This is a genomic window from Microbispora bryophytorum, assembly GCF_043197435.1.
Taxonomy (GTDB): domain Bacteria; phylum Actinomycetota; class Actinomycetes; order Streptosporangiales; family Streptosporangiaceae; genus Microbispora; species Microbispora bryophytorum.
Map to the genome: position 1 here is coordinate 1 of NZ_JBICTF010000006.1, position 23754 is coordinate 23754.

21 protein-coding genes, 2 tRNA genes and 1 riboswitch are annotated in these 23754 nt (G+C 68.4%); of the genes, 14 read left to right on the forward strand and 9 right to left on the reverse strand.

The genetic code is table 11. The annotated features are described in order from the left end of the window. Window positions 1-563: 563 nt before the first annotated feature. From ACGFIB_RS20875 to ACGFIB_RS20900, 6 genes are all read right to left on the reverse strand, one after another. A complete protein-coding gene (locus tag ACGFIB_RS20875) occupies window positions 564-3152 on the reverse strand; it encodes a valine--tRNA ligase (protein WP_393374145.1) in 2589 nt (862 codons plus the stop codon). 75 nt (window positions 3153-3227) lie between these two features. Further along, on the reverse strand, window positions 3228-4511 hold the full coding sequence (gene clpX, locus ACGFIB_RS20880; protein WP_030509563.1) for an ATP-dependent Clp protease ATP-binding subunit ClpX: 1284 nt from the start codon (window positions 4509-4511) through the stop codon (window positions 3228-3230). Window positions 4512-4745: 234 nt separating this feature from the next. Then, the gene (locus ACGFIB_RS20885; protein WP_142572131.1) at window positions 4746-5393 is read right to left on the reverse strand and encodes an ATP-dependent Clp protease proteolytic subunit; all 648 of its coding nucleotides are present in this window, start codon (window positions 5391-5393) and stop codon (window positions 4746-4748) included. Between the two features lie 14 nt (window positions 5394-5407). Further along, window positions 5408-6052 carry a ClpP family protease gene (locus ACGFIB_RS20890; protein WP_268239486.1) on the reverse strand — a complete coding sequence of 215 codons (645 nt, stop codon included), beginning with the start codon at window positions 6050-6052 and terminating at the stop codon, window positions 5408-5410. 355 nt (window positions 6053-6407) lie between these two features. After that, window positions 6408-7802, reverse strand: coding sequence for a trigger factor (gene tig, locus ACGFIB_RS20895; protein WP_357244844.1), 1395 nt, complete (start codon window positions 7800-7802; stop codon window positions 6408-6410). A 201-nt stretch (window positions 7803-8003) separates the two neighbouring features. Continuing rightward, window positions 8004-8870 carry a helix-turn-helix domain-containing protein gene (locus tag ACGFIB_RS20900; protein WP_357244846.1) on the reverse strand — a complete coding sequence of 289 codons (867 nt, stop codon included), beginning with the start codon at window positions 8868-8870 and terminating at the stop codon, window positions 8004-8006. A gap of 274 nt (window positions 8871-9144) precedes the next feature. On the opposite strand from ACGFIB_RS20900, the gene ACGFIB_RS20905 reads away from it, so the two are divergent. Continuing rightward, on the forward strand, window positions 9145-9624 hold the full coding sequence (locus ACGFIB_RS20905; RefSeq protein WP_357244848.1) for an ATP-binding protein: 480 nt from the start codon (window positions 9145-9147) through the stop codon (window positions 9622-9624). A gap of 218 nt (window positions 9625-9842) precedes the next feature. On the opposite strand, the gene ACGFIB_RS20910 is transcribed toward ACGFIB_RS20905, so the two are convergent. Further along, window positions 9843-9913, reverse strand: a tRNA-Gly gene (locus ACGFIB_RS20910). Between the two features lie 90 nt (window positions 9914-10003). Between ACGFIB_RS20910 and ACGFIB_RS20915 the strand changes: the two genes are divergently transcribed. Next, window positions 10004-10080 (forward strand) — tRNA-Pro (locus tag ACGFIB_RS20915). 112 nt (window positions 10081-10192) lie between these two features. Then, window positions 10193-10954: an enoyl-CoA hydratase gene (locus tag ACGFIB_RS20920; RefSeq protein WP_393374150.1), complete on the forward strand. Its 762-nt coding sequence runs from the start codon at window positions 10193-10195 to the stop codon at window positions 10952-10954. 3 nt (window positions 10955-10957) lie between these two features. Here ACGFIB_RS20920 and ACGFIB_RS20925 read toward each other — a convergent pair whose 3' ends face one another. Then, the gene (locus ACGFIB_RS20925) at window positions 10958-11380 is read right to left on the reverse strand and encodes a VOC family protein (RefSeq protein ID WP_223854078.1); all 423 of its coding nucleotides are present in this window, start codon (window positions 11378-11380) and stop codon (window positions 10958-10960) included. A 20-nt stretch (window positions 11381-11400) separates the two neighbouring features. Between ACGFIB_RS20925 and ACGFIB_RS20930 the strand changes: the two genes are divergently transcribed. The 10 genes from ACGFIB_RS20930 to ACGFIB_RS20975 all read left to right on the forward strand — a co-directional run bounded on the left by ACGFIB_RS20930 (window position 11401) and on the right by ACGFIB_RS20975 (window position 21594). Next, window positions 11401-11898 (forward strand): DUF2087 domain-containing protein, encoded by a 498-nt coding sequence (locus ACGFIB_RS20930; protein WP_393374153.1) that lies wholly within the window; start codon window positions 11401-11403, stop codon window positions 11896-11898. 123 nt (window positions 11899-12021) lie between these two features. Further along, on the forward strand, window positions 12022-13380 hold the full coding sequence (locus ACGFIB_RS20935; RefSeq protein ID WP_393374156.1) for a TrpB-like pyridoxal phosphate-dependent enzyme: 1359 nt from the start codon (window positions 12022-12024) through the stop codon (window positions 13378-13380). A 161-nt stretch (window positions 13381-13541) separates the two neighbouring features. Beyond that, a complete protein-coding gene (locus ACGFIB_RS20940; RefSeq protein ID WP_142572138.1) occupies window positions 13542-15275 on the forward strand; it encodes an ATP-binding SpoIIE family protein phosphatase in 1734 nt (577 codons plus the stop codon). 87 nt (window positions 15276-15362) lie between these two features. Continuing rightward, window positions 15363-15929, forward strand: a complete 567-nt coding sequence (locus tag ACGFIB_RS20945) for a TIGR03086 family metal-binding protein (RefSeq protein ID WP_142572139.1) — start codon at window positions 15363-15365, stop codon at window positions 15927-15929. Between the two features lie 254 nt (window positions 15930-16183). Then, window positions 16184-16999, forward strand: coding sequence for a DeoR/GlpR family DNA-binding transcription regulator (locus tag ACGFIB_RS20950; RefSeq protein ID WP_393374159.1), 816 nt, complete (start codon window positions 16184-16186; stop codon window positions 16997-16999). 93 nt (window positions 17000-17092) lie between these two features. Then, window positions 17093-18151, forward strand: coding sequence for a galactose-1-phosphate uridylyltransferase (galT, locus tag ACGFIB_RS20955; RefSeq protein WP_142572141.1), 1059 nt, complete (start codon window positions 17093-17095; stop codon window positions 18149-18151). Between the two features lie 70 nt (window positions 18152-18221). After that, a riboswitch (cyclic di-AMP (ydaO/yuaA leader) is annotated at window positions 18222-18360 on the forward strand. Window positions 18361-18394: 34 nt separating this feature from the next. Further along, window positions 18395-19306: a coiled-coil domain-containing protein gene (locus ACGFIB_RS20960; RefSeq protein WP_229689738.1), complete on the forward strand. Its 912-nt coding sequence runs from the start codon at window positions 18395-18397 to the stop codon at window positions 19304-19306. 428 nt (window positions 19307-19734) lie between these two features. Continuing rightward, window positions 19735-20091, forward strand: coding sequence for a hypothetical protein (locus ACGFIB_RS20965; RefSeq protein WP_393374162.1), 357 nt, complete (start codon window positions 19735-19737; stop codon window positions 20089-20091). A 32-nt stretch (window positions 20092-20123) separates the two neighbouring features. Then, window positions 20124-20669, forward strand: coding sequence for a TetR/AcrR family transcriptional regulator (locus tag ACGFIB_RS20970; RefSeq protein ID WP_393374165.1), 546 nt, complete (start codon window positions 20124-20126; stop codon window positions 20667-20669). Window positions 20670-20871: 202 nt separating this feature from the next. Further along, window positions 20872-21594 carry a DinB family protein gene (locus ACGFIB_RS20975; RefSeq protein ID WP_142572145.1) on the forward strand — a complete coding sequence of 241 codons (723 nt, stop codon included), beginning with the start codon at window positions 20872-20874 and terminating at the stop codon, window positions 21592-21594. Between the two features lie 35 nt (window positions 21595-21629). Here ACGFIB_RS20975 and ACGFIB_RS20980 read toward each other — a convergent pair whose 3' ends face one another. Next, window positions 21630-22868 carry a serine hydrolase domain-containing protein gene (locus tag ACGFIB_RS20980; RefSeq protein ID WP_393374168.1) on the reverse strand — a complete coding sequence of 413 codons (1239 nt, stop codon included), beginning with the start codon at window positions 22866-22868 and terminating at the stop codon, window positions 21630-21632. 202 nt (window positions 22869-23070) lie between these two features. Here ACGFIB_RS20980 and ACGFIB_RS20985 point away from each other — a divergent pair, with 202 nt between their 5' ends. After that, window positions 23071-23703, forward strand: a complete 633-nt coding sequence (locus tag ACGFIB_RS20985) for a histidine phosphatase family protein (RefSeq protein WP_357266317.1) — start codon at window positions 23071-23073, stop codon at window positions 23701-23703. Window positions 23704-23754: the final 51 nt, after the last annotated feature.

Consider the following 23754-nt stretch of genomic DNA (forward strand, 5'->3'; position numbering starts at 1 on the left):
GCCGCTATGACGGGGTCATGCATGATTCATGCACTGGCTTTTAGCACACTGTTGAGTTCTCAAGAAACGGACGCGACCACCATCACCCGAAACCCTTTAACAGGTCCCGCACTCCGGGGCGTTTCACCGTTTGTTCTTTTTGTTTTTCTTTTGTCCTGCTGGTCTTAATTCTTCCCGACCGGCTCTTCCGTGTCAAATCCGCCCCACCGGGACCTAATTTGACCGGAAACCCGCCAACCGACAGGAATTCGACCACCCCGTTTCCGGGGCAACCCCTCTAACTTACCCGAATTCTGAAAGCCCGTCGAATCGCGACGATGCATCCCGAAATCGGGTTCGTTGAAAGGGAGTCGCTGAGAGCCTAGCAGCCGATCTCCGGAGGGAGATTCAGGCTCGCCGGTCCTCGGCGCGTGCAGAAAGACTAGCACCCCTCGACGGGTGCCGCGCACAACTTGGGCAACTTTAGTGTCCTGCCCTGTCTTCATGCCGTTCAAACCTCAGCCGGCACAAAGCCAGGAGTGCCTGTGCGCCCTCGCCGGGACGAGGGCGCACAGAGCGACGCCCTACGCCGACAGGGCGGCGAGCTGGGCCTCAAGACGGGAGATGTCCTCGGCCGACTGCTCGGCCCGCCGGCGCACCTTCGCCACGACGTCGTCGGGCGCCTTGGCCATGAACTGCTCGTTGCCGAGCTTCGCCGTGACCTGCGCCTGCTCCTTGCGGGCCGCGGCCAGGTCCTTCTCCAGCCGCTTCCGCTCCGCGACGACGTCGATGGCTCCGGCTGTGTCGATCTCCACGAGCACCGTGCCGACCGTGAGCCGAGCTGTCGGGTTGAAGGTGTCCGCGGGTTCGTCCAGACGCAGCAGGACGCGGATCGCCCCCTCGTGGGCGGCGAGAGCCGTACCGGACAGGGACAGTCGCGCGGCCACCCGCTGGCCGGGCTTGAGGCCCTGGTCCGAGCGGAACCTGCGCACCTCCGTCACGAGGTTCTGCAGTGCGGAGATCTCCTGCTCGGCCGCGGGGTCGAGCAGTCCGGGCGAGGCCGAGTGCCAGGGAGCGACCACGATCGACTCCCCACCGGTCAGAGCACGCCACAGCTCCTCGGTGACGAACGGCACGAGCGGGTGGAGCAGCCGGAGCAGCGCGTCGAGGACGTGCCCCAGCACCCGCTTGGTGTTCTCGGCCACCGCGCCGCCCTCGGCGAACTGGACCTTGGCCAGCTCGACGTACCAGTCGAAGACCTCGTCCCAGGCGAAGTGGTAGAGGGCGTCGGAGGCCTTGGCGAACTCGAATTCCTCGAAGGCCGCGTCGACACTCGTGACGACCTCCTGCAGGCGCGACAGGATCCACCGGTCGGCAGCCGTGAGGTCGTCGGGCAGGCCGTCGGAGACGGCGCCGTTCATCAACGCGAATCGGGTGGCGTTCCAGATCTTGTTGCAGAAGTTGCGGGATCCGGCCGCCCAGTCCTCGCTGATCGCCACATCGGAGCCGGGGTTGGCGCCGCGGAGCAGCGTGAAGCGCGTGGCGTCCGCGCCGTATCGCTCGATCCAGTCGAGCGGGTCGACGACGTTGCCGAACGACTTCGACATCTTCTTGCCGAACTGGTCGCGCACCATGCCGTGCAGCGCCACGGTCCGGAACGGCGGCTGGCCGTCCATCGCGTACAACCCGAACATCATCATCCGGGCGACCCAGAAGAACAGGATGTCGTAACCCGTGACGAGCACGGACGTCGGATAGAAACGGGCCAGCTCGGGCGTGGCGTCGGGCCAGCCCAGCGTGGAGAACGGCCACAGCCCGGAGGAGAACCACGTGTCGAGGACGTCCTGGTCCTGCTCGTAACCGGCCGGCGGCTCCTCATCGGGCCCCACGCAGACCATGTCGCCGTCCGGGCCATACCAGACGGGAATCCGGTGTCCCCACCACAGCTGGCGTGAGATGCACCAGTCGTGCATGTCGTCGACCCAGTCGAAGTAGCGTTTGGCCAGCTCCGGCGGGTGGATGCGGGTGCGGCCGTCGCGCACGGCGTCACCGGCGGCCTTGGCCAGGGGTGTGACGTTGACGAACCACTGCAGCGACAGCCGCGGCTCGACCACGGTCTTGCAGCGGGAGCAGTGCCCGACGGAGTGCACGTACGGCCGCTTCTCGGCGACGATGCGGCCCTGCTCACGCAGCGCGGCGACCACGGCGGGCCGTGCCTCGAACCGGTCGAGGCCCTGGAAGGGCCCGTGGGCCGTGATGACGCCACGCTCGTCCATGATGACGAGCGACTCCAGGGAGTGGCGGCGCCCGATCTCGAAGTCGTTCGGGTCGTGCGCGGGGGTGACCTTCACCGCGCCGGTCCCGAAGGAGGGGTCCACGTGCTCGTCCGCGACGATCGGGATGCGCCGCCCGGTGAGCGGGACCTCGACGAGCCTGCCGACCAGGTGCGCGTAGCGCTCGTCGGCGGGGTGGACGGCGACCGCGGTGTCGCCCAGCATGGTCTCGGCACGGGTGGTGGCGACGACGATCTCCTCGTCGCCCGAGCCGTAGCGGATCGAGACGAGCTCGCCGTCGTCGTCGCTGTGCTCGACCTCGATGTCGGACAGGGCGGTCAGGCAGCGGGGGCACCAGTTGATGATCCGCTCGGCGCGATAGATGAGACCGTCGTCGAACAGCTTCTTGAAGATCGTTTGGACGGCTCGGGAGAGCCCCTCGTCCATCGTGAAGCGCTCACGCGACCAGTCCACGCCGTCGCCGAGCTTCTTCATCTGGCCGAGGATCCGGCCGCCGGACTCCTCCTTCCACTGCCAGACGCGCTCGACGAACGCCTCACGGCCGAAGTCGTGGCGAGACAGGCCCTCCTTGGCGATCTCGCGCTCGACGACGTTCTGCGTGGCGATGCCGGCGTGGTCCATCCCGGGAAGCCACAGCGTCTCCATGCCCCGCATCCGGGCTCGGCGGGTGAGCGCGTCCTGGACCGAGTGGTCGAGGGCGTGGCCCACGTGGAGCGACCCGGTGACGTTGGGCGGGGGAAGCACGATGCTGTACGGCTCGCGCCCGCTGCCCGGGTCCGCGGTGAAGTAGCCCGCCGATACCCAGCGCTCGTAGCTCCGGATCTCGACATCGGCGGGGGCGTACTGGGTGGGCAGCTCAGACGTAGTCACGGTGCCCAATTCTAGGGACGTCCGGACGCCGCCCGAGCCGTCACCGCACGCCCTGTGGACAACACGCCGGCGAGGGCCCCCGCCTCAGGCCGACTTCTCCCTCGGAGTCCGCTGCTGCTTGGCCTGCAGCTGGTCGCGTGGCACCAGGGTCGGATTCACGTGCTCCAGCACGGCTTCGCGGGTGATGACGACGCGGGCCACGTCCTGGCGGGAGGGCACCTCGTACATCACGGACTGGAGGACTTCCTCCAGGATGGCGCGCAGACCGCGGGCGCCGGTGCCGCGCAGGATGGCCTGGTCGGCGATGGCCTCCAGGGCGTCGTCGGAGAACTCCAGCTCGACATTGTCCAGTTCGAGCAGGCGCCGGTACTGCTTCACGAGCGCGTTGCGCGGCTCGGTGAGGATCTGGATCAGCGCGTCCCTGTCCAGGTTGTGCACGGACGTGATCACCGGGAGCCGGCCGACGAACTCGGGGATCATGCCGAACTTCAGGAGGTCTTCCGGCATGACGTCCGAGAAGATGTCGGAGGAGTCCATCTCCTCCTTCGAGTGGATGATCGCGTTGAAGCCGATGCCCTTCCTGCCGACCCTCGACTCGATGATCTTCTCGAGGCCGGCGAAGGCGCCGCCGCAGATGAACAGCACGTTCGTGGTGTCGATCTGAATGAACTCCTGGTGGGGGTGCTTGCGCCCGCCCTGCGGCGGCACACTCGCCGTCGTCCCCTCCAGGATCTTCAGCAGGGCCTGCTGCACGCCCTCGCCCGACACGTCCCGCGTGATCGACGGGTTCTCGCTCTTACGGGCGATCTTGTCGACCTCGTCGATGTAGATGATGCCGGTCTCGGCCTTCTTGACGTCGTAGTCGGCGGCCTGGATCAGCTTGAGGAGGATGTTCTCCACGTCCTCGCCGACGTAGCCGGCCTCGGTCAGCGCGGTCGCGTCCGCGATGGCGAACGGCACGTTGAGCATCTTGGCGAGAGTCTGCGCGAGCAGGGTCTTGCCCGACCCGGTGGGGCCGAGCAGCAGAATGTTGGATTTGGCCAACTCCAGGCCGTCGTCGCGGCCCCGCTCCCCGGACTGGACGCGCTTGTAGTGGTTGTAGACCGCCACCGACAGCGCCTTCTTCGCCTTGTCCTGTCCGATGACGTACGCGTCGAGGAACTCGTAGATCTCGCGCGGCTTGGGGAGGTTGTCCCACTTGAGCTCGGAGGACTCGGAGAGCTCCTCCTCGATGATCTCGTTGCAGAGATCGATGCACTCATCGCAGATGTAGACGCCTGGTCCGGCGATGAGCTTCTTGACCTGCTTCTGGCTCTTGCCGCAGAACGAGCACTTCAGCAGGTCTCCCCCGTCGCCGATGCGTGCCACCCCAGATACTCCTTTGCGTGGGACCGCCCCTGCTGCCGCGGTCGTCTCCGTCCGCACCTTGCTCACGATCCGGGCTCATGATCCTGGGTCATGAGCCGGCGATCGCGATCCGGTGCGAAAACGTCATCCCGCTCAGGTTTCGACGTTACCGTCTCTCGGGCCCTCAGTGAGCCCCCTAGCGGTGAGTCGCACCGGAACGTGCCCAAATGGGCACCGTTCCGGTGCGGCGACTCCTCAGGAAGCGGCGACAGCCGCCGTGCGCTTCTTCCGCGACGGGATGATGTCGTCCACCAGCCCGTACGCCTTCGCCTCCTCGGCGCTGAGGATCTTGTCACGCTCGATGTCCCTGCGGACCTCGTCGGGCGCCTTGCCCGAGTGCCTCGCCACGATCTCTTCGAGCAGCGACCTCATCCGCAGGATCTCACGAGCCTGGATCTCGATGTCACTGCCCTGGCCGCCGCCCTCGGTGTAGGGCTGGTGGATCAGCACGCGGGCGTTGGGCAGGGCGAACCGCTTGCCCGGCGTGCCGCCGGCCAGCAGGACCGCTGCGGCCGAGGCCGCCTGCCCGAGGCAGACCGTCTGGATCTCGGGCCGGACGAACTGCATGGTGTCGTAGATCGCGGTCATCGCGGTGAACGAACCACCCGGCGAGTTGATGTACATGCTGATGTCGCGGTCCGGGTCCAGCGACTCCAACGTCAGCAGCTGCGCCATCACGTCGTTCGCCGAAGCGTCGTCGATCTGGACGCCGAGGAAGATGATGCGGTCCTCGAACAGCTTGTTGTAGGGGTTCATCTCCTTGACGCCGTACGACGTGCGCTCGACGAAGGAGGGAAGGACGTAGCGGCCGTTGATGTCACCCGGCCGGATCAGCTCACTCATCTGGGAAGCTCCAGTCACGAGACGGCGCCCTCAGAGGGCACCTGGCGGGCGCTGCGCACCACGTGGTCGATGAAGCCGTAGTCCTTGGCCTCCTCGGCCGTGAACCAGCGGTCCCGGTCGGAGTCACGCTCGATCTGATCGAGCGGCTGGCCGGTGTGGAAGGCGATCCGCTCCGCGAGCGTCTTCTTCACGTAGAGCATCTGCTCGGCCTGGATCGCGATGTCGGCCGCGGTGCCGCCGATGCCGCCCGACGGCTGGTGCATCATGATCCTGGCGTGCGGAAGCGCGTACCGCTTGCCGCGTGCACCGGCACAGAGCAGGAACTGCCCCATGGAGGCGGCCAGGCCCATGGCGACCGTGCAGACGTCGTTCGGCACGTACTCCATCATGTCGTAGATCGCCATCCCGGCGGTCACCGAGCCACCCGGAGAGTTGATGTACATCCAGATGTCGCGGTCCGGGTCATCGGCGGCGAGGAGCAGGAGCTCAGCGGCCAGCCGGTTGGCCACATCGTCGTTGACCTGGGTGCCGAGCACCACAATCCGCTCACGCAGCAGGCGCTGGTAGAGCTGGTCCTCGAGGCGGGAGGGGCCACCCTCCGGGCTCCGGGCCTCGAAGCCGGAACCATCGGTCGGGAAGAAGGTCGGCGGGCTGGTCACAGCGTCACCTTCCGATGCGTCGAAATCGATTGGCTTTGCTTGTGACCTTAACGCGCGACGCAGACAGGTCATGCCCGTGCGCCGTACTGTTCGCTGACGGCGCATGCCCGGCTCGCGGCGGGGGCCCGCACCGCACCGCTCGGGTTTCCCGTCGTGGCCGCTCGGCCGGGGGCACAGGGATCTCGGCCGTGCGATTACTCCCCGTCACGCGGCAAGAAACAACTTTGCAGGGATTTACCCGTCTATAACCGGAAACCCCCGGCGCACCCGAGTGCGACGGGGGTTCCACCATCACCACCACACCGACCGGCCTCCCGGCCGGTCGGTGGCAGAGGTCAGGCGAGAGCCTGGGAACTCAGCTCTGCTCGGCCTCGTCGGCGGACTCCCCGACGCCCGCCTCCTCCACGCCCACAGCCTCCTGCTCGGGGTTGAGCTCGGCGTAGATGGCCTTGACGTCCACGTCGTTGCCGGCCGTGTCGGTCACCTTGGCCGCGTCTCCGACGAGGGTCTTGGCCTTCTCGCGCACGATCTCCATCATCGCCAGCGGGAGCTGGTTGTTGTCGGCGAGGTGCTGGGCCAGCGTGTTCGGCGCGACGTTCATCTGCATGGCGCGGCGCACCACGAAGTCGGTCAGCTCCTGCTCGCTGACACCGATCTCCTCCGCGTTGACGATCTTGTCGAGCACGAAGCCGGACTTCAGCGCCTTAGCCGAGGTCGCCTCGTATTCGGCGAACAGCTCCTCCTCGGTGGTCTGCTGGAGGCGGAGGTACGCCTCGCGGCTCAGGCCGCTCTCGGCGACCTGGTGCTCGAGGTTGTGCTTGCGCGCGTCGATCTCCGCCTGGAGCGCACTCTCGGGCAGCGGGATGTCGATCCTGTCGAGCAGCGCGTCGAGGGCCTTCTCGCGGCTCTGCACGACCTGGTCCACCAGCTTGTTTCGGCGAACCTGCTGACGGATGCTGTCCTTGAGCTCGTCGAGCGTGTCGAACTCGCTGGCGAGCTGCGCAAACTCGTCGTCGAGCTCGGGCAGCACCTTCTCCTTGACCGACTTGACGTTGATGATCACGTCGGCCTCCTCGCCGGCGTTCTCACCACCGACGAGCGTGGTGCGGAAGGTCTTCTCGTCGCCGGCGGTCATGCCCTCCAGCGCGTCGTCCAGGCCCTCCAGGACCGAGCCCGCGCCGACCTCGTACGACACGTCGGCGGCCTGCTGCTCGTCGAGGTTGCGGCCGTCGATCTCGGCGCGCAGGTCCATCACGACGTAGTCGCCGTTCTGGGCCGGCCGCTCGACACCGGCCAGCGTCGCGAAACGCTGGCGCAGGGCCTCGATCTGGGCGGCGATGTCCTCGTCGGTCACCTCGGCGGGGTCGACCACGACCTCGGCGCCCTGGTAGTCGGGGACGTCGAAGGCGGGACGGATGTCCACCTCGGCGGTGAACTCGACCTGCTCACCGTCCTCGATCTTGGTGACCTCGATCTCCGGCTGACTGACCGGGAAGACCTCAGTCTCGTCTACGGCCTGGCCGTACAGTTTGGGCAGCGCGTCGTTCAGGGTCTCCTCGAGAACCACCGCGCGGCCGAAGCGCTGCTCGATGATCCGGGCCGGCACCTTGCCAGGGCGGAAGCCGGGCACGCGCACCTGCTGCGCGACCTTCTTGTACGCGGCCTGCAGGCTCGGCTCGAGCTCCTTGAATGGCACCTCGACGGTGAGCTTGACCCGGGTAGGGCTGAGCTCCTCGACAGCGGTCTTCACGGGGTGGTCTCCTTGATCCAGCATCTGGTGATCGCGGGCACGTCGTGCACGGCAACCGCGGCACAATAACGCGCGCCGCGCCCACGTGAGAGGCGCAGGATCACCGTCTCGCCTGCACGCGACCTGTCTGGGCATGCTCGACTGTGGCGGGTGTCCAACGCCAAGGGCAGTCTAGAGCAGATGAGGCCCGGTAGCGACTGATCAGAGGTCGGCCATGATCTGCCGCAGTAGGTCCACCGTCTCCGTTGGGGTGGTGCTGACCGCACAGAGGCGTTCCATGACCTCGCTGTAGCGATCGACTTCTTCCCGTTTATCCAGGTAAAGCGCGCTGGCGAGCTGCTCGACGTACACGATGTCGGGCAGGTCGGGATCGCCGAACCGCAGGATGCTGAAGGCACCGCCCTCGGCGGCGTGTCCTCCGTAACTGAACGGGATGACCTGAATCGTCACGTTGGGCTGGTTCATCAGGTCGATGAGGTGCTGGATCTGACCCCGCATGACCTCGACACCGCCGATCGGACGGCGCAGCGCGGCCTCGTCGATGACAGCCCAGAACTTGGGGCTGTTCTCGCCGTCGAGGATGCTCTGGCGTTCCAGCCGCAGGTCCACCCGCCTGGCGATCTCCTCCGGCACCGCGCCGACCGCGCCGGCCATGATGACGGCCCGCGCGTATTCCTTTGTCTGCAGCAGGCCGGGAACGAACTGCACCTCATAGGTGCGGATGCGCTCGGCGGCCTCCTCCAGGCCGACGTACGCCTGGAACCACGAGGGAAGCAGGTCGTTGAACCGGTGCCACCAGCCGGGCTCGTTGGCCCGCTCGACCAGGTTCATCACGACGTCACGCGTCTCCTCGTCCTCCACTCCGTAGAGGGCGAGAAGGTCGACCACGTCGCGTTCCTTGAACCCGACCCGGCCCAGCTCCATCCGGCTGATCTTCGACTCGGACGCCCGGATGCACTGGCCGGCCTGGTCACGGCTGATGCTCCTGCTCTCGCGGAGCTTGCGGAGCTGGGAGCCGAGAAGGATGCGCAGAGCCGTCGGACCCGATCCAGCCTGGATCTGTATCACGGCGCCTCCCTCTCACCTCGGCCCTGTGTGCCGCAAGGGACGACCCGCACGACACCCCCAGCCCACACAGTGTCACCACTTCGGGCTCCGATGACAAGGTCTGATCTACGTGTCCCTGACAGTAAGGACTACCGCAGCGTGCGTCTGCACGTGACAATTGCACGTGCATTTGGGTCTTGCAGCGGCAGGAGCCGCTGATCCATCATGTCTAGGTGCATATTGGGTCAAATGTGCACCAGCCCTCGATTCAGGCCAGCGGGAGGTACGGGCAACCATGTCGGACGAGCCCAAACCCGGCGGCCAGCTGACCCGCGACGTGGGATTCGGCTGGTTCCGGAGGACGGCAGGGGCGTCCGATACGACGATGTGCCCCCTGGCCCCCCAGGCCGACTCCGTCAAGACCGCGCGTGACGTCACGCGGATGACCCTGCAGCGGTGGGGCCTGTCGGAGCTGAGCGACGACGCCGCGCTGGTCGTGAGCGAACTGGTGACGAACGCCGTCCGTTACGCGCTGTGTCCGGCGACCCGCCTCATCCACCGGCCGTTGACACTGACGCTCCTGCGCCTCACCCCGCACGTGCTGCTCGCCGTCTCGGATCCCAGTGACCAGGCGCCGTCGCCCGTGCAGCCCGACTTCGTCTCCGAGCACGGCCGCGGCCTCTACATCGTCGAGACCTACAGCCAGGCGTGGGGCTGGGACGCCCTGGACGAGGGCGGCAAGGCCGTCTGGGCCCTGTTCCATACCGGCGGCTGACCGTTTCCCGGCGCCTCGCGCCGGCTCCACGATGTACGGGCCGGAGTCGCGACGGGCGCTCACGCGGTCGGACGGCCCCGCCTCGACCGGATGACAGGCACGAGGAAAATATTCGGGCGTGTGACGGACGCGGCAGAAATCCGGAGGCTGTAAAAGATTGCGGCCCACCGTCGCGATAACGCCGCGGCGACTCCTCCGACCTGGGCCTTCATCATCAGAGCGGACGACGGGAATCGAACCCGCGTAGCCAGTTTGGAAGACTGGGGCTCTACCATTGAGCTACGTCCGCGCGCGCCCGGTGTCCATCTGGTCTAGACTTCATCCGGTCGTCAGGGCGTAAGCGTACCGGAGTCTCGGAGCGTTCGCGTACCCGACGAGACGGGGCGTGGCGCAGCTTGGTAGCGCGCTTGCTTTGGGAGCAAGAAGTCGCAGGTTCAAATCCTGTCGCCCCGACCAGCACTCAGGCACGTCAAAGGCCGCCTCCGGCGAACGGAAGCGGCCTTGTCCGGCGCGCGGGGTCCGGCGCGTCTCCCGGAACCGCCGTACCCCCCGGAACCTGAGGAGCATCATGGACGACCTGGTCCTCGTCGACCGGCCCTCCGAGGCCGTCGCGGTCGTGACGCTGAACCGCCCGCGCAAGTACAACGCGATCTCCAAGGCGCTGCTCGAGGAGTTCCAGGACACGCTCCAGCGGCTCGCGGAGGAGCCCGCCCTGCGCGCGATGGTCCTCACGGGGGCCGACCCCGCCTTCTGCGCCGGCCTGGACCTCGGCGAACTGGAAGCGGCGGTGCAGATCGGCCACCCCGACTCCATCCTCCCGCTGCGGAACTTCCCGGTGCCCGTCATCGGGGCGGTCAACGGCGTGGCGGTGACCGGCGGCCTGGAGTTCGCGCTGGCCTGCGACTTCAGGATCGCCAGCGAACGGGCGAGGTTCGCCGACACCCACACCCGCGTCGGCATCGTGCCCTCCTGGGGCATGACGGCCCGGCTCAGCCAGGCCGTCGGGCAGGCCTGGGCCAGGCAGATGACGTTCACCGGGGATTTCGTCGACGCCTCCCTGGCTCTGCGCATCGGCCTGGTGAACGAGGTGGTCGCGCACGACCGGCTGCTGCCCCGGGCCGTCGAGCTCGCGCAGAGCATCGCGACGACGACCCCGGAGACGCTGGGCAGGATCCGGGAGATCTACGACCTCCTGCGCGACGGCACCGGCGCCGACGGCCTCCGGGCCGAGCTGGAGATCGGCCGGGACGGCCTCGCCGTCGCCGGCCCCGACGATTTCGCCGCCCGCAGGCGCGCCGTGTTCGACCGGGGCCGGGCGCAGAACCGCTGAAGGTCACTCCTCCTCGACGTACGGATGGGTCAGGAACTCGATGGCATGGCCGTCGGGGTCGTCCACGTACACCCCGCGGCCGTGGTGACGGTGGTTGATCTGCTGTGGCTCCAGGTGGTGGGGGCCGCCCCAGTAGGGCAGGCCCCGCTCGGCGATGCGGGCGCAGATGTCGTCGAACTCGTCTTCGGAGACGAGGAACGCCAGGTGCTGCATGACGATCCGGTCCCGGTCGACGATCGAGTCTGCGTAGTCGATCGTCACGCCGTTGCCGACCCGGACCGTGGCGAACGGCCCGAACGCGCCGGGCTCGGGCTCGCCGAGCAGCCCGGTCAGGAACCGCGCGGACTCGAAGCGGTCGCTGCTGTGCACAATCGTGTGGTCCAGTTGAGCGGTCACGTCGCCCTCCAGGTTTCCTACGGTCTTCATCGACGCAATACCGTGGACGGGTGATCGACAAGCACATCTCCCGCGTGCTGGGGCTGCTGGGGCAGGACGACACGCTCCGGGTCCTCGCCGGGCTGGTCCTGCGTCCCGGTGAGCCGCTGGACAAGGTCACCGGGCTCGACCGGGAAGTGGTGTCCAGGGCCCTGGACCGGCTGGAGCGGGGCGGCCTCGCCGTACGGGACGGGGACGGCTGGCGGGCGCGGCCCGAGACCTTCCGCGACCTGCTGCGCACGATCCCCTCCACGCCGGCGGACCCGATGGACGCGTTCCTGGTCGACGGGCGGCTCGTCTCCATGCCGGCGAAGAGGACCAAACGGCTCATGGTGCTCGACTACATCGCCCAGGTGTTCGAGGTGGGCGTGCGCTACCCGGAGAAGGAGGTCGACGTGGCGCTGCGGGCGTTCCACGACGACTACGCCGCCCTGCGCCGTTACCTGGTGGACGAGGGGTTCCTCACCCGGGAGTCCAACATCTACTGGCGCTCGGGCGGAACCGCCTGACGCACCGCCTGACGCTCCGTCTGACACACCCTCTGACACACCGTCTGACACACCGTCTGACCGGGTCCGGCCACATCGGCGGTCGCCCTTTCCCGCCACGCCCCGGGCGCGGACACTGGAGTTATGGGCGAGCCGACCAGAGTCCTTCTCGACGAGTCCCGGATCCCCCGGAACTGGTACAACGTCGTCCCCGATCTGCCCGCGCCTCCCCCGCCGGTGCTCCACCCGGCGACGCTGCAGCCGGTCGGCCCCGACGACCTCGCCCCGCTCTTCCCGGCGGCGCTGATCGAGCAGGAGGTGTCGGGTGAGCGGTTCGTCCCGATCCCTGACGGCGTCCTCGACGTCTACCGCCTCTGGCGGCCCACGCCCCTCATCCGCGCCCGGCGCCTTGAGCGCGCGCTCGGCACGCCCGCGCGGATCTACTACAAGTACGAGGGCGGCAGCCCGTCGGGCTCGCACAAGCCCAACACGGCGGCCCCCCAGGCGTACTACAACGCGCGGGAGGGCGTCCGGAGGCTGACCACCGAGACCGGTGCGGGCCAGTGGGGCTCCGCCCTGGCGTTCGCCTGCGTACAGTACGGCCTGGCCTGCGAGATCTGGATGGTCAGGGCGTCGTACGAGCAGAAGCCGTACCGCCGCACGCTGATGAAGATCTACGGCGCGACCCTGCACGCCAGCCCGTCGGCGGTGACCACGGCGGGCAGCAGGATCCTGGCGCAGGATCCCCACTGCACGGGGTCGCTGGGCATCGCGATCAGCGAGGCGGTCGAGGTCGCCGGGCAGCACGACGACACGCGCTACGCCCTCGGCTCGGTGCTCAATCACGTCCTGCTGCACCAGACCGTGATCGGCGAGGAGGCGCTGGAGCAACTGGCCGTCCTCGGCGAGACGCCGGACGTGGTGATCGGCTGCACCGGCGGCGGCTCCAACTTCGCCGGGCTGGCCTTCCCGTTCCTGCGCGAGAAGCTGGCGGGGCGCATGAACCCCGTGCTGCGAAGTGTCGAGCCCGCCGCCTGCCCGTCCCTGACCCGCGGAGCCTACGCGTACGACTTCGGCGACACGGCGGGGTTCACGCCGCTGATGAAGATGCACACGCTGGGGCATACGTTCGTGCCCGACCCGATCCACGCCGGCGGGCTGCGCTACCACGGCATGTCGCCGTTGCTTTCGCACGTCTACGCGCTGGGCCTGGTGGAGGCCGTGGCCGTCACACAGACCGAGTGCTTCGACGCGGGGATCCGCTTCGCCAGGAGCGAAGGGATCGTGCCGGCTCCCGAGCCCGCGCACGCGGTGGCCGCGACGATCGCGGAGGCGTTGCGGTGCGCCGAGTCGGGCGAAGAGAAGGTCATCGTGATGTCCCTGTGCGGGCACGGCCACTTCGACCTGCCCGCCTACGAGAGCCGGCTCGCCGACCGCCTGGAGGATTTCACCCTCCCGCAGGAGCGGATCGACGCGGCCCTCGCGCACCTGCCCGCCGTCTGATGGGGCGCATGCCCGCTGATATCCGTTTCGTCCCTTGACCGGCGGGTACGGCTGCGCCACGCGCCGTCATACCGACTGGAGCACTCATGTCAAACGGCTGAAATGCGCGGTATCAGCTCCATACGATTCTGGAACACCATCCGCTCTCTCCGGAGAATTCGTTGAACCGGAACTGCGTCATCAAGGACCCCGCCCCGGGTAACCGGGCGCAGTGGCGCCGCAGCAGCGCCGCGTCCGCGCACGAGCGGCTGGCTTTCCTGAACGAGGCGAGCCGGCGGATCGGCAGCACGCTCGACTTATCCGAGACGAGCCGCGAACTCGTCGACGTGGCGGTCCCCCGCTTCGCCGACGCGGCGGCCGTCATGGTGCAGGACCGCCTCACGGCGGACGGCGAACTGTCGTCCCGGCCGGTGGACGGGAGCACCCTCGTACGCCGGGTCGCCGTGGCGGTGGCCGGCGCCGATCCGGACGCCTGGATGAAGGCCTTCCCCGTCGGCGAGGCGACGGTCTACCCGGCGATCCTTCCGCAGGCCCAGTGCATGGCCGGCAGCAAACCGCTGATGTATCCCGCGCTCGACAAGGAAAGCGCCCGGCTGATCGGCGCCAGCCTGGACCGGGAGGAGGCGGTCGCCTCGCTCCTGACCGACTCCTCGTTCCTCGCGGTGCCCCTGCGGGCGCGAGGGCGGGTGCTGGGCTGCGCGGTCTTCATCAGGCACCCGGGCAGCCTGGCGTTCGAGGAGCAGGACGTGGTGGTGGCCGAGGATCTGGCCGCCCGCACCGCCCTGTGCATCGACAACGCCCGGCTCTACACCAGGGAGCGCAGGACCGCGCTGACCCTGCAGAGCAGCCTGCTGCCCGTCGAACTGCCGCAGGCGCTCGGCATGGACATCGCCTCGCGCTATCTGCCGGCCAGCGACCTGATGGGTGTCGGGGGCGACTGGTACGACGTGATCGCCCTGCCCGGGTGCCGTACCGCCCTGGTGGTGGGCGACGTCATGGGCCACGGAACCAGGGCCGCGGCGACCATGGGCCAGCTCCGCACGGCCGCGCGGACGCTCGCGAGCCTCGACCTGCCGCCCGACGAGGTGCTGTTCCGGCTCAACCTGATGAGTCAGGACCTCGACCCGAGCCAGATCGCCACGTGCATCTACGCCGTCTACGACCCGGTCACGCGCAACTGCGCGCTCGCCCGTGCCGGGCACGTGCCGCCGATCCTGCTGCACCCCGACCGGTCGACCGAGATCATCGAGCTGCCCTCGGGCCTGCCTCTCGGCATCGGGAGCGACCCGCTGGAGTCGCGCGAGATGGTCCTGCCGGCCGGGAGCGTGCTCGCCCTCTACACCGACGGCCTCGTGGAGAGCAGGGAGCGGGACCTGGACGCGGGGATCATGGGGCTGCGCCGCCTGCTCGCCGGTCCGATCGAGGACCTGGAGGACATGTCCGACGCGATCATCAGCAGCCAGCGGGCGGGCCACGAGCGTGACGACATCGCCCTGATGGTGGCCAGGGTGCGCGATCTCGACCCGGACGAGGTGGCGACCTGCCCGTTGCCGTCCGATCCGCGGTTCGTCTCGCACGCCCGCCGTTTCGTCCGCGGCACCCTGCAGAGGTGGGGGCTGAGCCCCCTGGTGGACAGCACCCAGCTCATCGTGAGCGAACTGGTCACCAACGCGCTCAAACACGGCTGGCCGCCGATCGAGCTGCGCATGCTGCGCGGCCGCACGCTGGTGGTCGAGGTCGTCGACGGCTCCCCCGCCGCTCCCGCCCCGCGCACGGCCGCCCCCGACGAGGACACCGGCCGCGGTCTCCAGCTGATCAAGCGGTTCGCCTACCGCTGGGGCACCCGGCCCACCCCGTACGGGAAGATCGTCTGGGTCGAGCAGCACCTCCCTTGACCCGGGGGTTCACTCCCCTTAGAGCGTGTATGACTGATCGTTGAGAAGAGTTACGGTCGAATGGGGAGTTCGTGGCGAGGAGGGGACATGATCGACATCCGTGACGCGTACCGCAGGGCGCTGGACGGTTTCGGGGACCGCCTCCATCTCGTCCGCCGCGGACAGTGGGAGCTGCCGACCCCTTGTATCGACTGGGACGTCCGGGGGCTCGTCAACCACGTCGTGGCCGAGAACCTGTGGGCCCCCGAGCTGCTGTCCGGCCGTACGGTGGCCGAGGTGGGGGACGCCTTCGAGGGCGACGTACTCGGCGACGACCCGCTGAAGGCGTTCGAGGCCTCCGCGCAGGGCGCCGTCCAGGCGGTGTACGCCGAGGGCGCCCTCACCAGCGTGACCCACCTGTCCTTCGGCGACGTACCGGGCGAGGAGTACATCACCGAGCTGTTCGCGGACGCGCTGATCCACACCTGGGACCTGGCACGTGCCATCGGCGGGCCGGAACGGCTCGACCCCGAGCTCGTCGCCTCCTGCTCGGAATGGTTCGAGAAGGCGCGGGAGGACTACCGCGAGGCGGGGGTGATCGGGGATGAGCGGGGCGTCCCGGCCGGCGCCGACCAGCAGACTCACTTGCTCACCGCCTGGGGCAGGAACCCATAGGTCCTGCCCCGGGGACCGCCGCACGGTCCTCGCAGGGCTAACGCCCTGTGGGCCGCCTGCCGTGGTTGGCCTTCTTCTTCTTGCGTGCCTTCGACTTGCGTGCGCGCCTGCCCATCACGACCGCCTTCCGTCGAGTACGGCTTTCGCCCACTGTCCTCCCCCGGACCCCGAGCGGCAAGGGGCAGACCCCCAACTCAACACGTCTCCACGTTCGTGGGGCATAATTTGTTTGAATCTGTTGACAGGAGTGGTGAATGCTGGCCCAGCAACGGCAGCAGGCGATCCTGGAGAGGGTACGCAGAACCGGCGGGGTGCGCGTCGCGCAGCTCGTACGCGACCTCGGGGTCTCGGACATGACCATTCGCCGCGACCTTGAGGTCCTCGCGGAGCGCGGCCTGATCGTCAAGGTGCACGGCGGGGCGACCGCCACCGGCGCCGGCTCGACGGAGGAGCCGGGCTTCGCGGCGAAGTCCGTGCGGCAGCAGGCCGAGAAGGAGGCCATCGCCCGCCGGGCCGCCATGCTCGTACGGCCCGGCAGCTCCGTCGCCCTGTCGGCCGGGACCACGACCTGGACACTGGCCCATCACCTGGTGGACGTGCCCGAGCTGACCGTCATCACCAACTCCGTTCAGGTGGCCGACGTCTTCCACCGGGCGGGACGGCCCGACCAGACCGTGGTGCTGGTGGGAGGCGTGCGTACGCCCTCCGACGCGTTGGTCGGCCCGGTAGCCGTGGCGGCCGTCCGCTCCCTGAACGTCGACACGCTCATGCTCGGCGTGCACGGCATGAGCGTCCGGGCCGGTTACACCACGCCGAACCTGCTGGAGGCGGAGACCGACCGCGCCCTCGTCGCGGCCGCCCAGCAGCTCGTGGTCCTGGCCGATCACACCAAGTGGGGGACGATCGGCATCAGCACGATCGCCGCCCTCGATGAGGCCGGCGTGGTCGTGAGCGACGTCGGCCTGCCGGAGGAGGCGCGCACCGCGCTGTCGGAGCACGCCGGCGAGCTCCTCCTCGCCGATCCCTCCGGGGAGACCGAGCTGGAGACCCCGCTGGAGACCGCACTGTGACGCCGGACCTCTGGAGCGAGCCCGCTGCGCCCCCGGACGTCTCGAAGCCCGCCGCGACCCGGGACACCGCACCGTGAAACTGGAGACCGCTCTGTGAAGCGCACCATCACCCATCTCGCCGACGGCCGTGAGCTGATCTACTTCGACCGGCGCGACGACGCCGACCACAGCGCCATCGACCCCCGGGACCTGCCGCCGCGCCCGCTCGCCTCCGAACTGCGCTACGACCCCCTGATGGACGAGTGGGTGGCCGTGGCCCGGCACCGCCAGACGCGCACCCACTTGCCGTCCGCCGACGAGTGCCCGCTCTGCCCGGGCCATCCCGGCTCGGAGATCCCCTCGCCCTACGAAGTGGCGGTGTTCGAGAACCGCTTCCCGTCGTTCAGCTTCAACACCGGTGCGTACGAGCAGGTGGGCGGGCTGAGCGAGGTGCGGCCGGGGATCGGGCGCTGTGAGGTCGTCTGCTTCACCTCCGACCACAACGCGTCGTTCAGCTCGCTCAGCGACGAGCAGGCCGAGCTGGTCGTCGAGGCGTGGGCCGACCGCACGGCCGAGCTGTCCTCGCTGCCCGGTGTGGAGCAGGTCTTCTGCTTCGAGAACCGCGGCGCCGAGATCGGCATCACGCTGCCGCACCCCCACGGACAGATCTACGCCTATCCGTACGTCACGCCGCGTACGCGGCAGATGCTGGACGCCGCCGGCCGCCATCAGGGCGGCAACCTGTTCGCGGACGTCCTGGCCGCCGAGCGGAAGGGCCCCCGGGTGGTGGCCGCCAACGAGCACTGGACGGCCTTCGTCCCGGCCGCCGCGCGCTACCCGTTCGAGGTGCACGTCTACCCGCACCGTCAGGTGCCCGACATCCCTGCGCTGTCCCCGGAGGAACGGGCCGCCTTCGCGCCGCTCTACACCGAGGTGCTGCGCCGCCTCGACGGGCTGTTCGGCGTCGTCATGCCGTACGTCGCGGCCTGGCACCAGGCCCCGGTCACCTACCGGCGCGACCTCGCCTACCTTCACCTGCAGCTTTTCACGATCCGGCGCGCGCCGGACAAGCTGAAGTATCTGGCCGGATCGGAGTCGGCCATGGGCGCGTTCGTCAACGATGTGCTGCCCGAGGAGGCCGCCCGGATGCTTCGAGAGGCGATAACGGCTTGATCTCCGGTTGGTTGCGACTTTGGTGGCAGCCACGGTTTCTTTACCACTAGTATCCCTGACACCGGCCGTCACAACCGGTACGCCTAATCCCGGGCGCCCTGCCCGGGAGCCGGGGACCCAATCACGCACCTGGGGTCAAGGCAGTAGCCTGCCCGGGCTTCTCCAGCCCGAACCCGTCAGCTAACCCGGTCGGCAGATGGAGAGGAGTGGGCTCTGCCCCGCGCGTTCCCCCTGGCTGTCGGCGTGCTCGCCTCCGCCGTCCTCGTGTTCGGCACGGCCGCGCCCGGCGCCGCCGACCCCAAGCCGACGGAGAAGCAGCTCAAGCAGGAGCTGTCGGACCTGCGGAAGAAGGTCGACCGGCTGATCGGCGACTACAACGCCAAACGCGTCGCCCTCGCCAAGGCCCGCGTGGAGGAGAAGGCGGCACGCGGCCGGCTGGCCAAGGCCGAGGCCGACTACGAAGCCGCCAGCGACGCCGTACGGCAACTCGCCGGGCTGCGCTATCAGACCGAGAGCGCGATGGTGCTGCCCGACATGAACACTGCGGCCCTGAACTACCAGCTCAAAGAGGAACAGGCCGCCAGGCTCGCGCGCTTCGACCAGGTCCGCGGCGAACGGCAGCAGGCCGCGGACGCCGCCAAGACGCTGACCGGACACCTGAAGACGCAGGCGGCCGAGGTCGCCGGACAGCGCGAGGACGCCGAGGATCTCATCGACGAGATCAAGGACAAGCTCGACGCGCTGATCCCGATCGCGCCGGGAAAGCGCGCGGGCGGGTCGTGGGCGCCGGAACTGCCCAGTGGCTCCGACAACATCACGCCCCGGATGCAGTTCATGCGCACCGAGGTCGGGCAGCACTTCGCCCTGCGGTTCCCGATCGGCTGCTACCGCGCGGAGAACAGCGGCGAGCACCCCCTCGGGCGCGCATGCGATTTCATGATGAGCTCGGGCGGCGCCATGCCCTCACCCGAGATGAAGGCGCTCGGCGACAGCCTGGCCGCCTGGGCCATCAAGAACGGGCCGAAACTGGGCGTGATGTACGTGATCTGGCAGCAGCGCATCTACAACCTCGGCCGTCCGGGCTGGCGGACCATGTCCGATCGCGGCGGAATCACCGCCAACCACTACGACCACGTACACATCTCGATGTACTAGAAGGCGTGCCTATTCCGTCTGATGTGGTATCCGCATCAGTGGCATAGGCGTTCTCACAGGTCAGGCGCGGCCTTCGGCGTGAACGTAGGGGCCTGGTGATGCCTTGACTGTTGAGCTTCTGACCTTGCGCGCGTCGACGACGCCTACGTCCGCAAGTACGGGAGCCTCGCGAGTGGCGCCACCGGCGACCGCGTGCGACAGGCCACCATCCGCATCGACCCGTTCGCCGAACTGGTGGCCGCGCCGGTACCACCACCGCCGTCAACGAATGACCCTCCCGGTCCCGTTCGTGCGGTACCGGGACCGCCCCGGGAAGGACGCGTCATGCTCGCGTGGTGTCGCGAGCATCGATCCGTACCGGACTTGCGTGTCCGGTACGATGAAGGTTAACCGGACACAGAGGTCCGGATAGATGAGAGGGTTTGCTCGTGACATTTGCACGCATCAGTGACGCCATCCGCGACGTGGCGTTCGAGCCTCGACTTGACCTTCACGAGGCTCTGGACAAGTACTACGCCCCCGACTACATCCACCGCGGCGACGGACGTGTGCTAGACCGCGCCGGGTTCGCGGACATGGTCGCCGGCATCCGCAGTCGAGTCGTTGAGGGTACGGTGACCGTGCTCGACGAGTTGTACGACGGTTCGCGCTATGCCGAGCGGCACCGCTACACGATGACCTTGACCGACGGGACGATCATCAACCGGGAGATCTACTTTTTCGCGACATTGGCCGAGGACGGTCGCTTCCGCCAGGTGGACGAGGCCGGCTTCGACGTCCGCTGAAAGGAACCCGAGATGCCCGAACCCATCCGACCATGACGGTGAACGTGCCCCGGCGCGCGGACGCGCTGCGCAACCACGAGCGGGTCGTCGCGGCAGCCCGCGAACTGTTCGCAGAGCACGGCCTTGACGTCACGGTGCCCCAGGTGGCCGAGCGGGCTGGGGTCGGGCGGGCGACGGTCTACCGCAGCTTCCCCAGCAAGGAGGAGCTGGTGCTCGCGATAGCGCGGGAGAACTTCCGCTCGCTGGAGGACCGTACGCTGGCCGCTCTCGCCGCCGACGACGCCTACCGCGGATTCGCCGACTATGTGCCGGATCTGCTCGATCGTCTCGCCCGCGACCGCGGCCTCGCGGCGGCGTTCTTCGAGGCCCACCTGGTGCCTGCCGCGAAACTTGTCGACCTGATCGGCCGGCTGGTCGAGGCGGCGAAGGTATCGGGCCTGATCCGCCAGGACGTCGGCGTCCTCGACGTCCGTGTCGTTCTGTGCGGCGTGGTCCGCCAGCTCATCGTGCTGGACGAACGTGACCCGGCTGTCTGGCGCCGCTACGCGGACATCATCCTCGCCGCCTTCCGTCCCTGACCACGGCCTACGGCTCTGTAACGAATGCTCCGCAACCTTCACCCCGACACCTGAAGCTCGCAGAGGCCAGCATTCGCACAGCTTGATAAAGCCACTCCGCCAGGAGTCCGCAAGCCGTCCACCTGCATGTTCGATCCCGCCAGGTCGGGTCAGGGCACATCGAGGGCGTCTGTGTGCGTGCGGTGCGGCTTAGCCTGTCCGCATGCGACGCTTCAACGACGAAGACCTCACAGGCGCGGAGTTCCGCGAGTGCGACCTGAGTAGGGCGCGGCTGGTCGGTGTGGTCATGCAGGACGTTGAGATCGACGGTTTGGTCACGAACCTGGTGGTCAACGGCGTGGAGGTGATGCCGTACGTCGAGGCGGAGCTCGACCGCCGGCACCCGGTGCGGCTGCTGATCCGTTCCGACGAACCGGCCGACCTGCGCGAGGCCTGGCGACAGCTGCGGAAGGCGTGGGCGACGACTACCGAGCGGGCCGGGTCGATGGCCGAGGGCAGCGAGGATCTCGGCGTCGACGGCGAGTGGTCGATGGTCGAGACTCTGCGTCACCTCGTCTTCGTGCACGACTCGTGGTTTCGGCGCTGCGTGCTCGGGCTGACCGAGCCGTTCACGGCGATGGGACTGGCATCTCCGTTCGTGCCGGATCAGGAGGGGCTGGGGCTGGACAGGTCCGCCCGGCCGAGTCTCGGCGAAGTGTTGAGCGTGCGCGATCGGCAGGCGTCGGAGATTGAGGCGTGGCTGGCCGAGGTCACACCCGAGCAGCTCGCGAAGCCCGCCCCGGTGCCGGACGACGACAGATGGCCCCCGTATGCCAAGGGCCGGCGCGTGCGGCAATGCCTCGGCACCGTGCTCAACGAGGAATGGGAACACCACGGTTTCTGCGTGCGCGACCTGGACAAGCTGTCGCGTCGGGCGGCTCCGTAGGTGTGGTGATGAGGGATCTTCGCCAAGGGCGGGGGTCAGAGCCCGTAGTCGGCGAAGAGGTTCGTCGTCGGCCAGGGACTGACGGCGTCCGCCGCCTGGTGGAGCAGGAGGTCGATGTCGCCGTAGCCGAGGCCCGAGGGGTCGTCGCGCTGGTTGAAGAGCACCACCCAGCTCAGCCCGTCCCACCGCCGGACCATGAGCGTGGAGGTGCCCGGGAGCGAGCCGTCGTGCCAGGTGTTGAGGCCGCCGGTGACCGGGCGGACGAGCCAGCCGAGCCCGTAGTACCAGCCGTCGGGGTTCACGATGTCGGGCTGGGCGAACGCCTGCGCGATGCTCGACGAGGTGAGCAGGCCGGGAGCGTCGAAGATCGTGGTGAACTTCGCCATGTCGACGGCCGAGGAGAGCCAGCCCCCGTGCGCCGCCATGTTCTCCAGGTTGAAGGCGCCGTACTGGAAGGGCACGAGGTCTCCGGAGGAGTCGAGCACGGTCGTCCCGGTGTACTGCGAGGAGTAGGTCACCTCCGTCGGCTGCCGCAGGCTCTGCGCCGTGCGGCCGAGGACCATGCGCTGGATCCCCACCGGGGAGAGCACGTTCTGGCGGACGTACGTGTCGTAGGGGAGGCCGGTGACCTCCTCGATGACCTTGCCGAGCAGCATGTAGCCGTAGTTCGAGTAGGCGTAGTGCGTGCCGGGGTCGTCGTCGAGCTCGAACTGCGACGTGTAGTCCATGATGTTCGCCTGCGTCACCGGCAGCGGCACCTGGAGCCCGTCCCTGATCGCGAGGTCCCGGAACATCGGATCGAACGACCTGTCGGAGTCCCAGCCGCCGACGTGCTGGAGCAGGTGGAGCACGGTGACGTCGCCGAGGTCGGAGTCGGCGGCGGTGCTGAGCCCCAGCATGGGCGCCACTTGGGCGGACAGGCTGAGACTGCCGTCCTGGACGAGCTTCATGATCGCCGTGGCGGTGACCGGCTTGCTCATGCTCGCCAGACGGAACAGCGAGGTCGGCCCGGCCTGCGGGCTGGTGTTCTCCGTCCAGTTGTAGCCGCGCGCCAGCACCAGCCTGCCCTGGCACACCACGGCCAGCGACGCGTACGGGATGGCACGGGCCTGCATGAAGCTCTTGAGCGTGTCGTCGAACGGCTGCAGCGCCGGAGCGCTCTGCCCGGTAATGGTCCATGTGCGGGTCCCCGCGGCCGCGGGACGGGCCTGTACGGCGGTCACCCCCGCCGCGACACCGGCGAGCAGCCGGAGCGAGTCTCTACGGGTCAACATGACAAATTTCCCCCGATCTTGGTCAAAAGACGACGAGGGATGATCATAAGGTCACGAGTTGATCTCTGTCAGGAAATCTCACGCAGTCGAATTGCGAGGATCACGGGCGGCGGCCGGCGCAGCCTGCCACTCGCCGGGAGAAGGGCGGATCGGGTTATCGTCCTTCCATGACGAGTGACCTCGTGATCAGGCCCGCCCCGTGATGGATGGCTTCGTCCGGATCTGGTGCCTGCGCCATGCCGAATCGGAGAACGTCACGGCCGGTGTCGCCGGGGCCGTTCCCGCCGCGCCTCTGACGGGACGCGGGCGCGAGCAGGCGGCCGGGGCAGCCGGAATCCTCACCGGCGAGCCCATCGCCGGAATCTATTGCAGCACGGCGCTACGCGCCCGGCAGACCGCGGAGTTCCTCGCCCCCTCGCCGGATGTCACCATTGTCGGAATGCCCGAGTTGGCCGAGGTCGGCATCGGCAGGTACGAGGGGACGACCGACCCTGCCGTCCACCGGCTGACCGCGGACGTGCTGCGCGCCTGGGTCGTGGACCATGACCTTGAGCGGAAGGTCGCCGACGGTGAAACGGGTCGTGAGGTGGTCGCCCGGATGACCGCGGCGTTAGGGGTGATCACACGAGCGCATCGAGGAGAGACCGTCGCGGTCGTCGGTCACGTCGCCAGCCTTACCGCGGCGCTGGCGGCGCTGTGCCGCCTTGGAGCGGACGTCTGGGGGGCTCCATTACCGCACGCCACACCCTTCGCCGTGGACTTCGACGGCGAAGACTGGCACTGTCCTTCCTGGCCGGGGGCGCGGCCGCGGTGGACGATGGACCCGTTCAGGTGACGACGACGTGAGATTCGAAGACCTGCCGGCCGTCCGTACGGACGGCAGTGA

Coding starts and splice junctions, on each gene's coding strand:
- ACGFIB_RS20920 (WP_393374150.1), top strand. CDS start 10,193: ATGGACGACCTGGTCCTCGTCGACCGGCCCTCCGAGGCCGTCGCGGTC.
- ACGFIB_RS20950 (WP_393374159.1), top strand. CDS start 16,184: ATGCTGGCCCAGCAACGGCAGCAGGCGATCCTGGAGAGGGTACGCAGA.
- ACGFIB_RS20945 (WP_142572139.1), top strand. CDS start 15,363: ATGATCGACATCCGTGACGCGTACCGCAGGGCGCTGGACGGTTTCGGG.
- ACGFIB_RS20905 (WP_357244848.1), top strand. CDS start 9,145: ATGTCGGACGAGCCCAAACCCGGCGGCCAGCTGACCCGCGACGTGGGA.
- ACGFIB_RS20985 (WP_357266317.1), top strand. CDS start 23,071: ATGGATGGCTTCGTCCGGATCTGGTGCCTGCGCCATGCCGAATCGGAG.
- ACGFIB_RS20885 (WP_142572131.1), bottom strand. CDS start 5,393: ATGAGTGAGCTGATCCGGCCGGGTGACATCAACGGCCGCTACGTCCTT.
- ACGFIB_RS20970 (WP_393374165.1), top strand. CDS start 20,124: ATGACGGTGAACGTGCCCCGGCGCGCGGACGCGCTGCGCAACCACGAG.
- ACGFIB_RS20975 (WP_142572145.1), top strand. CDS start 20,872: ATGCGACGCTTCAACGACGAAGACCTCACAGGCGCGGAGTTCCGCGAG.
- ACGFIB_RS20980 (WP_393374168.1), bottom strand. CDS start 22,868: ATGTTGACCCGTAGAGACTCGCTCCGGCTGCTCGCCGGTGTCGCGGCG.
- ACGFIB_RS20925 (WP_223854078.1), bottom strand. CDS start 11,380: ATGAAGACCGTAGGAAACCTGGAGGGCGACGTGACCGCTCAACTGGAC.
- ACGFIB_RS20935 (WP_393374156.1), top strand. CDS start 12,022: ATGGGCGAGCCGACCAGAGTCCTTCTCGACGAGTCCCGGATCCCCCGG.